Origin of the sequence: Photobacterium andalusiense (genome assembly GCF_900185625.1) — a bacterium.
GTDB lineage: Bacteria > Pseudomonadota > Gammaproteobacteria > Enterobacterales > Vibrionaceae > Photobacterium > Photobacterium aquimaris.
The window spans coordinates 23,590-29,654 of the sequence record NZ_FYAJ01000017.1; the positions used below are offsets into that span (position 1 = coordinate 23,590).

A 6,065-nucleotide genomic window follows, 5' to 3' on the forward strand; every position below is an offset into this window, starting at 1 on the left:
TTATTAGCTGAGGGTTGGAATTTCCACATCAACATCAGCAAAATAGTCGGCTAAGAAATCATCAAATGACAATGTATCACTTTGTTCTATTTGACGTTGCTTTATCACTGATGCTGCCACTTCTTGCTCAAACGTTGCTTGATCATAAAAACGGAAATCTTGCAGAGCCAATCGCTTAGCATGCTCAGTCGCATAATGATCACCAACCGCCCCAATCCCTTGGAAGGCTTTAATTTGTTCAAGCAATTTAGCTGAAAAAGTTAACTGTGGATCATTGATCCAGCTTAGTAAACGCTGACACGTTTGCTGATATTTACTATCGCCATGGAGCTTATCTATCGTGATTGCAACTTGCTCAAGCTCTGCAAACACACGTTGACCCCATGTTTTTAACAGTAACTCTTCACCATCGCAGCCAATTTTTAGCTCCAATTGTGGGTTACGGCCATCAACAACCACTTTATTCCAATTATCACGCCAACAAGCTAATTCACAATCCGTCATCTCAGGTGATGGGGTTAATACCGCCCAAGTTAAGAACAAATCAAGAAAACGCACTTGATCTTCATCAATACCAATTGGACTAAATGGGTTAACGTCTAATGATCGAACCTCAATGTATTCCACCCCAGCACGTTTTAATGCCTCAGATGGTTTTTCACCACTTTTAGCGACACGTTTAGGTCTTATTGGTGCATATAGCTCATTTTCGATCTGTAACACATTACTATTAAGCTGTTGACGTTTACCATCAACAATCACACCTAATTTCGCAAACTCTACTGATGGAGTATGAATTGCGCTATTTAGCCCAGTAAGGTATTGCTCAATATTATTGAAGCCAATTTTTAGCGAGCTTTGCGCATTATTGGTATAACCTAAATCACTCAATCGCAATGCGGTAGCATTCTCTAAAAAGTAGGTCCCTTTACCTACTTTTTCAAAAGAGGCTTTCAAGGCTTCGTTTTGAATAAATGAACCACATAATGCTGGTGATGAACCAAACAAATACGGAATTAGCCATCCAAAACGGTAGTAGTTGCGAATTAATGCAAAATAGGCGTCAGATACTGAATCTTGGCGCTGTAACTCCGTTTGCTCACCAAACAAGCTATCCCAAAACGTATCAGGAAATGAGAAGTTAAAGTGTACGCCAGAAATAATCTGCATCACGCTACCGTAACGACGCTTAAGACCTTCACGGTAAAGGGTTTTCATTTGGCCGCTATTAGAACTGCCGTATTGGGCTAACTCAATCTCATCCTGATCACCAACAAAGCATGGCATAGACATCGGCCATAAGCGCTCGCCAGCCATATGGCTTAATGAAAACTTATGAATATCGTCTAATTGTGCAAGTAGATCATCAACATCACGCGAAACCGGCGTAATAAATTCTAGTAATGATTCAGCAAAATCGGTGGTGATCCATTTATTAGTTAGTGCTGAACCTAAAGCACTTGGATGTGGCAATGAAGATACTTTTAAATCTTCTGTTATACGTAAAGACTCACGCTCAAGACCACGCCCTAACTGTGTTAAGGCTTCTGGGTTATTAGCAACCTGTTGCAACCTTTCGGAAAAAGTCATGAAGGCCATACTCATTTTTATCCAATTGAAGAAAACAGGGTAATCATTATTAACCACGATTACCATGCTTTATAGTATTAATAATTGTGAAACATAGTTACTACACAGTAACAGCCTTTACTTAATAAAAGCTGTTACTTTAGTGAGTATTTTACTGATTCAGTACCAATTGATGAATAGGTAAACCTAAGGTCTTTAATTGCGGTAATAATGTCTTTGCATCACCGACAATAATGATTTGATAATCTTTAGGGTTAAACCATTTATGCGCTAAATTGTCCATTTCAGCTTTGGTTATTGTCGCCACAATATGATTACGTTGAGTCACAAAATTTGGGGCTAAGTTATAACTTAAAATAGTGCCAAGTAATGCTGCTTTTTTGGATGGGGTTTCATAGCTTAACGCATCTTGTTGACCAACCGCTAACCGCATAAATTTCACTTCTTTAGCCGTTAATCCACTCTTACTGATACGCTTTAATTCAGCCATGAATTCTTTTATCGCAGCTAAAGTAGCATTAGCTCGCACCTGTGCATAGAAACTGGCAATGCCAATTTCACGCCCTCCGGTTAAATAACCGCCAGCACCATAGGTATAGCCTTTATCTTCACGTAAGTTTAAATTTAAACGACTATTAAAATTACCCGCTAAATTAAAGTTCGCCAGTTGGGTTTTAAATAATTCTCCCGTTGCGTCATATGCCATCCCTTGACGTACTAAGCGCACCACTGTTTGCGGTGCATGAGGCTTATTGACTAACCAAATTGCTTGTTGTGATAACGTCGGCAGTGTCGGTGTGATAAAGGTTGGTTTCGGCGCACCTTGCCAAGCAGCTAATGGCGCGAGATCAGTGTCTAAATTAGCTTGTTTAATATCACCTACCACCACAATATCTGCGCCATTTGGCGTGTAATAACGCTGATAAAAATTCTTAACATCTTGCAAGGTAATTGCTTTAATTGATGCTTGAGTGCCATCTGCTGGGCGGCTAAATACGGTGCCTTTAAACAATACGTCACGAGTGGCTTGATTGGCTAACCATTCCGCACTTTGATGTTCATAGACAATGCCTTCTAACATTTGTTTTTTCAAACGTTTAAAATCAGACTCTGTGAATTTAGGCTGTAATAACCGTTGCTCAAATAATGCCAATGTTTGCGGTAAATGCTTAGTCAACGTCGTTAACGAGATGGTCGAATTATACAATCCAGCATTAACGGTAATACTACTGCCCAAAGTATCTAATTGAGATGCCATCTGCTCTGCAGTTAATTTAGCAGTACCTTCATTCATCATTGCAGCAGTAAGTTGTGCTAATCCCGCTTTACCTTGAGGCTCAACTCGACGCCCTGCTGGTACACTTAGCTGCAAAGTAATGGTTGGCGTTTCTTTATATTCAGTGCCAATAACCTTAATGCCATTGGCTAACGTAAACTCATATAAGCTTGGCATTAGCGCTTTCACTGGCGTTGATGCTTGTGGCATTACACTGCGATCAAAGTCATCAGTAACACTACGATAAGCTAAATCTTTTTCGGCAATTTTATGGTGAGCGGGTAAGTGGCGTGGCGCAGGCGTAAAGTTTGGCTGTGCAGCTTCTAACTGTAGCTCTCCTTTAGGAACCACACTTAAGCTCACACTTGGCTGCTGATATAAGTATTTATTATAAACAGCCATCACACTTTTGGTCGTGACACGATTAACGTTAGCTAGCTCCGTGGGTAAATAATTAGGATCACCAAAAAATGTTTGATAAGCCGCCAACTGTGAAACCTTACCCGCTACGCTTTGCAAGCCATAAATCGCACTTGCCGCAGCTGAGCCTTTGATCTCATCTAATTGCTGCTGATTAATGCCTTGGGTTTTAATGCCATTAACTACCGCCATCACTTTAGTACGTAGCTGTTTTAAATTGCCCTGATTACCACTGGGTGCCATTGCATAGACATACATAGTACAGGCTAATTCAGCACAATCTTGAAAAGCACCAGCATCGACAGCAGCGCCAGTTTTGACTAGCTTTTGATACAATAAACTATTAGTACCACTACCAATAATTTGTCCAAGCATATCTAATGATGATTGATCTTTCGCCCCTAGATAAGCCGTTGGCCAACCTATCATTAGCATTGGCTGCTGAATATTATCTTGCAGAGTAATAAAGCGATTATGGGCGATTTTAGCTGGCTGCTTAGGGGCATTTTTCACTTCAGGACCACGTGGAATCGATCCAAAGTATTTATTGATCCATGCCAGTGTCTTAACTTTATTGATATCACCGCCAATGGTTAACGTCGCATTATTAGGCCCATACCAACGCAGGAAAAAGGCTTTAAGATCGTTTACATCAACGCGATCAAGATCTTCAACATAACCAATGGTTTGCCATGAGTATGGATGGCTACGTGGGTATAGCGCTTCAGCCATTTTTTCATAAATCATTCCATAAGGGCGATTTTCAAAATTTTGTGCACGCTCATTTTTAACCGTTGAACGCTGAATTTCAAATTTACGCTGTGATACAGCATCCAATAGAAACCCCATCCGATCAGCTTCTAACCACAATACTTTTTGGAGTTGATTGGCTGGAACCGTTTCATAATAATTGGTGCGATCACGGTTAGTACTGCCATTTAAATTACCGCCCGCTTCTGTGATCAATTTGAAATGCTGCTGATCACCAACATGCTTTGAACCTTGAAACATCATATGCTCAAAGAAGTGAGCAAAACCAGATTTTCCCTGCTGCTCGCGTGCCGAACCAACATGATAAGTGACATCAACATTCACTAATGGATCAGAATCATCAGGTGACAAAATAACCGTGAGCCCATTGGCTAATTGATATTTACTGTAAGGTATTACCGCCTTGCCAGGCACTGCTTTTACCTGCTCGATAAACTTAACCCCTTGCGGTAAGCTATCATTTACAGAGCCATGTTCACTCCATTGACTACAACCCGCTAATGACAGCAATGCAGCACTTAAGACCCACTTTTGCACGTTAATACATTCCTTACACTGATAATCCGGGAAATAGCCCTAGCACAATCACAGCTAGAGCAATATAGCGTATCATTTTCCCAATAAAAATAGCGACCGCACACCACCAAAAACGCATGCGCAACCACCCAGCCGCTAAGCATAATGGATCACCAACAATTGGCATCCAGCTTAATAATAAGCTCCAGTAACCGTATTTCTTTAGCCATAATAATGCTTTATTACTGTGTTTATTATCTATCGTTTTATTCGGTAATAATAAACCTAACCAATAATTAGTCAGTCCACCAAGGGTATTACCGATTGTCACCACCGCCACAATTTGCCAAACCGGGTTATCCCCCATTTTTAAAGCGGCAATTAAATTAGCTTCTGAACCACCGGGTAATAACGTCGCGCTTAAAAAACCGGTCGCAAACAGTACCCATAACCCAAGATCACCATTGATTAATTCTGTCATCGAGCTGTTATCTCATAAGTTGATGCTTTAAAGACGTAATGCAGCGCGAAACCCTAGCTACAATAGTACAAATTATTTGGTTTTGATAATAATACTAAGCCTATAAATAGTCTGTTATTTAATCTTTCTTTAACACTGATAATAGTGATACCAAGGCTGTTAACTGCAACATAGTGCTAAGATAAATAAGAAGATTATGATCAAACAACGCAGAAATAGTATCGAGACTAAAATGAGGGCATAAAAAAAGCCCAGCCTAAGCTGAGCTTTTAAATGATGGTGCGCGCGGGAGGATTCGAACCTCCGACCGCCTGGTTCGTAGCCAGGTACTCTATCCAGCTGAGCTACGCGCGCACTAAATCGGTGTAACAGTAACAAGCATGAGGCTTATCACTTTTAAATAATGGTGCGCGCGGGAGGATTCGAACCTCCGACCGCCTGGTTCGTAGCCAGGTACTCTATCCAGCTGAGCTACGCGCGCACTAAATCGGTGTAACAATAACAAGCATTGAGGCTTATTACTTTTAAATAATGGTGCGCGCGGGAGGATTCGAACCTCCGACCGCCTGGTTCGTAGCCAGGTACTCTATCCAGCTGAGCTACGCGCGCACTAAATCGGTGTAACAGTAACAAGCATTGAGGCTTATTACTTTTAAATAATGGTGCGCGCGGGAGGATTCGAACCTCCGACCGCCTGGTTCGTAGCCAGGTACTCTATCCAGCTGAGCTACGCGCGCACTAAATCGGTGTAACAGCAACAAGCATTGAGGCTTATTACTTTTAAATAATGGTGCGCGCGGGAGGATTCGAACCTCCGACCGCCTGGTTCGTAGCCAGGTACTCTATCCAGCTGAGCTACGCGCGCACTAAATCGGTGTAACAGCAACAAGCATTGAGGCTTATTACTTTTAAATAATGGTGCGCGCGGGAGGATTCGAACCTCCGACCGCCTGGTTCGTAGCCAGGTACTCTATCCAGCTGAGCTACGCGCGCACTAAATCGGTGTAACAG

Annotated in this window: 3 protein-coding genes and 6 tRNA genes; all 9 read right to left on the reverse strand. The window is 41.7% G+C overall.

Annotation, left to right across the window (positions count from 1 at the left end):
• Positions 1-3 precede the first annotated feature (3 nt).
• On the reverse strand, positions 4-1,590 hold the full coding sequence (gene gshA, locus PAND9192_RS19715) for a glutamate--cysteine ligase (protein ID WP_087855082.1): 1,587 nt from the start codon (positions 1,588-1,590) through the stop codon (positions 4-6).
• Between the two features lie 151 nt (positions 1,591-1,741).
• Positions 1,742-4,594: a M16 family metallopeptidase gene (locus PAND9192_RS19720; protein WP_087855083.1), complete on the reverse strand. Its 2,853-nt coding sequence runs from the start codon at positions 4,592-4,594 to the stop codon at positions 1,742-1,744.
• Between the two features lie 13 nt (positions 4,595-4,607).
• On the reverse strand, positions 4,608-5,054 hold the full coding sequence (locus PAND9192_RS19725; protein ID WP_087855084.1) for a YqaA family protein: 447 nt from the start codon (positions 5,052-5,054) through the stop codon (positions 4,608-4,610).
• 277 nt (positions 5,055-5,331) lie between these two features.
• Positions 5,332-5,408, reverse strand: a tRNA-Arg gene (locus PAND9192_RS19730).
• A 50-nt stretch (positions 5,409-5,458) separates the two neighbouring features.
• Positions 5,459-5,535 (reverse strand) — tRNA-Arg (locus PAND9192_RS19735).
• 51 nt (positions 5,536-5,586) lie between these two features.
• A tRNA-Arg gene (locus tag PAND9192_RS19740) sits at positions 5,587-5,663 on the reverse strand.
• A 51-nt stretch (positions 5,664-5,714) separates the two neighbouring features.
• Positions 5,715-5,791: transfer RNA gene (locus tag PAND9192_RS19745), tRNA-Arg, on the reverse strand.
• Positions 5,792-5,842: 51 nt separating this feature from the next.
• Positions 5,843-5,919, reverse strand: a tRNA-Arg gene (locus PAND9192_RS19750).
• Positions 5,920-5,970: 51 nt separating this feature from the next.
• Positions 5,971-6,047 (reverse strand) — tRNA-Arg (locus tag PAND9192_RS20580).
• Positions 6,048-6,065: the final 18 nt, after the last annotated feature.

What these genes read in the sequence shown, in the direction of transcription:
- gshA (WP_087855082.1), bottom strand. Translation starts at nt 1,590, where the DNA reads ATGACTTTTTCCGAAAGGTTGCAACAGGTTGCTAATAACCCAGAAGCC.
- PAND9192_RS19725 (WP_087855084.1), bottom strand. Translation starts at nt 5,054, where the DNA reads ATGACAGAATTAATCAATGGTGATCTTGGGTTATGGGTACTGTTTGCG.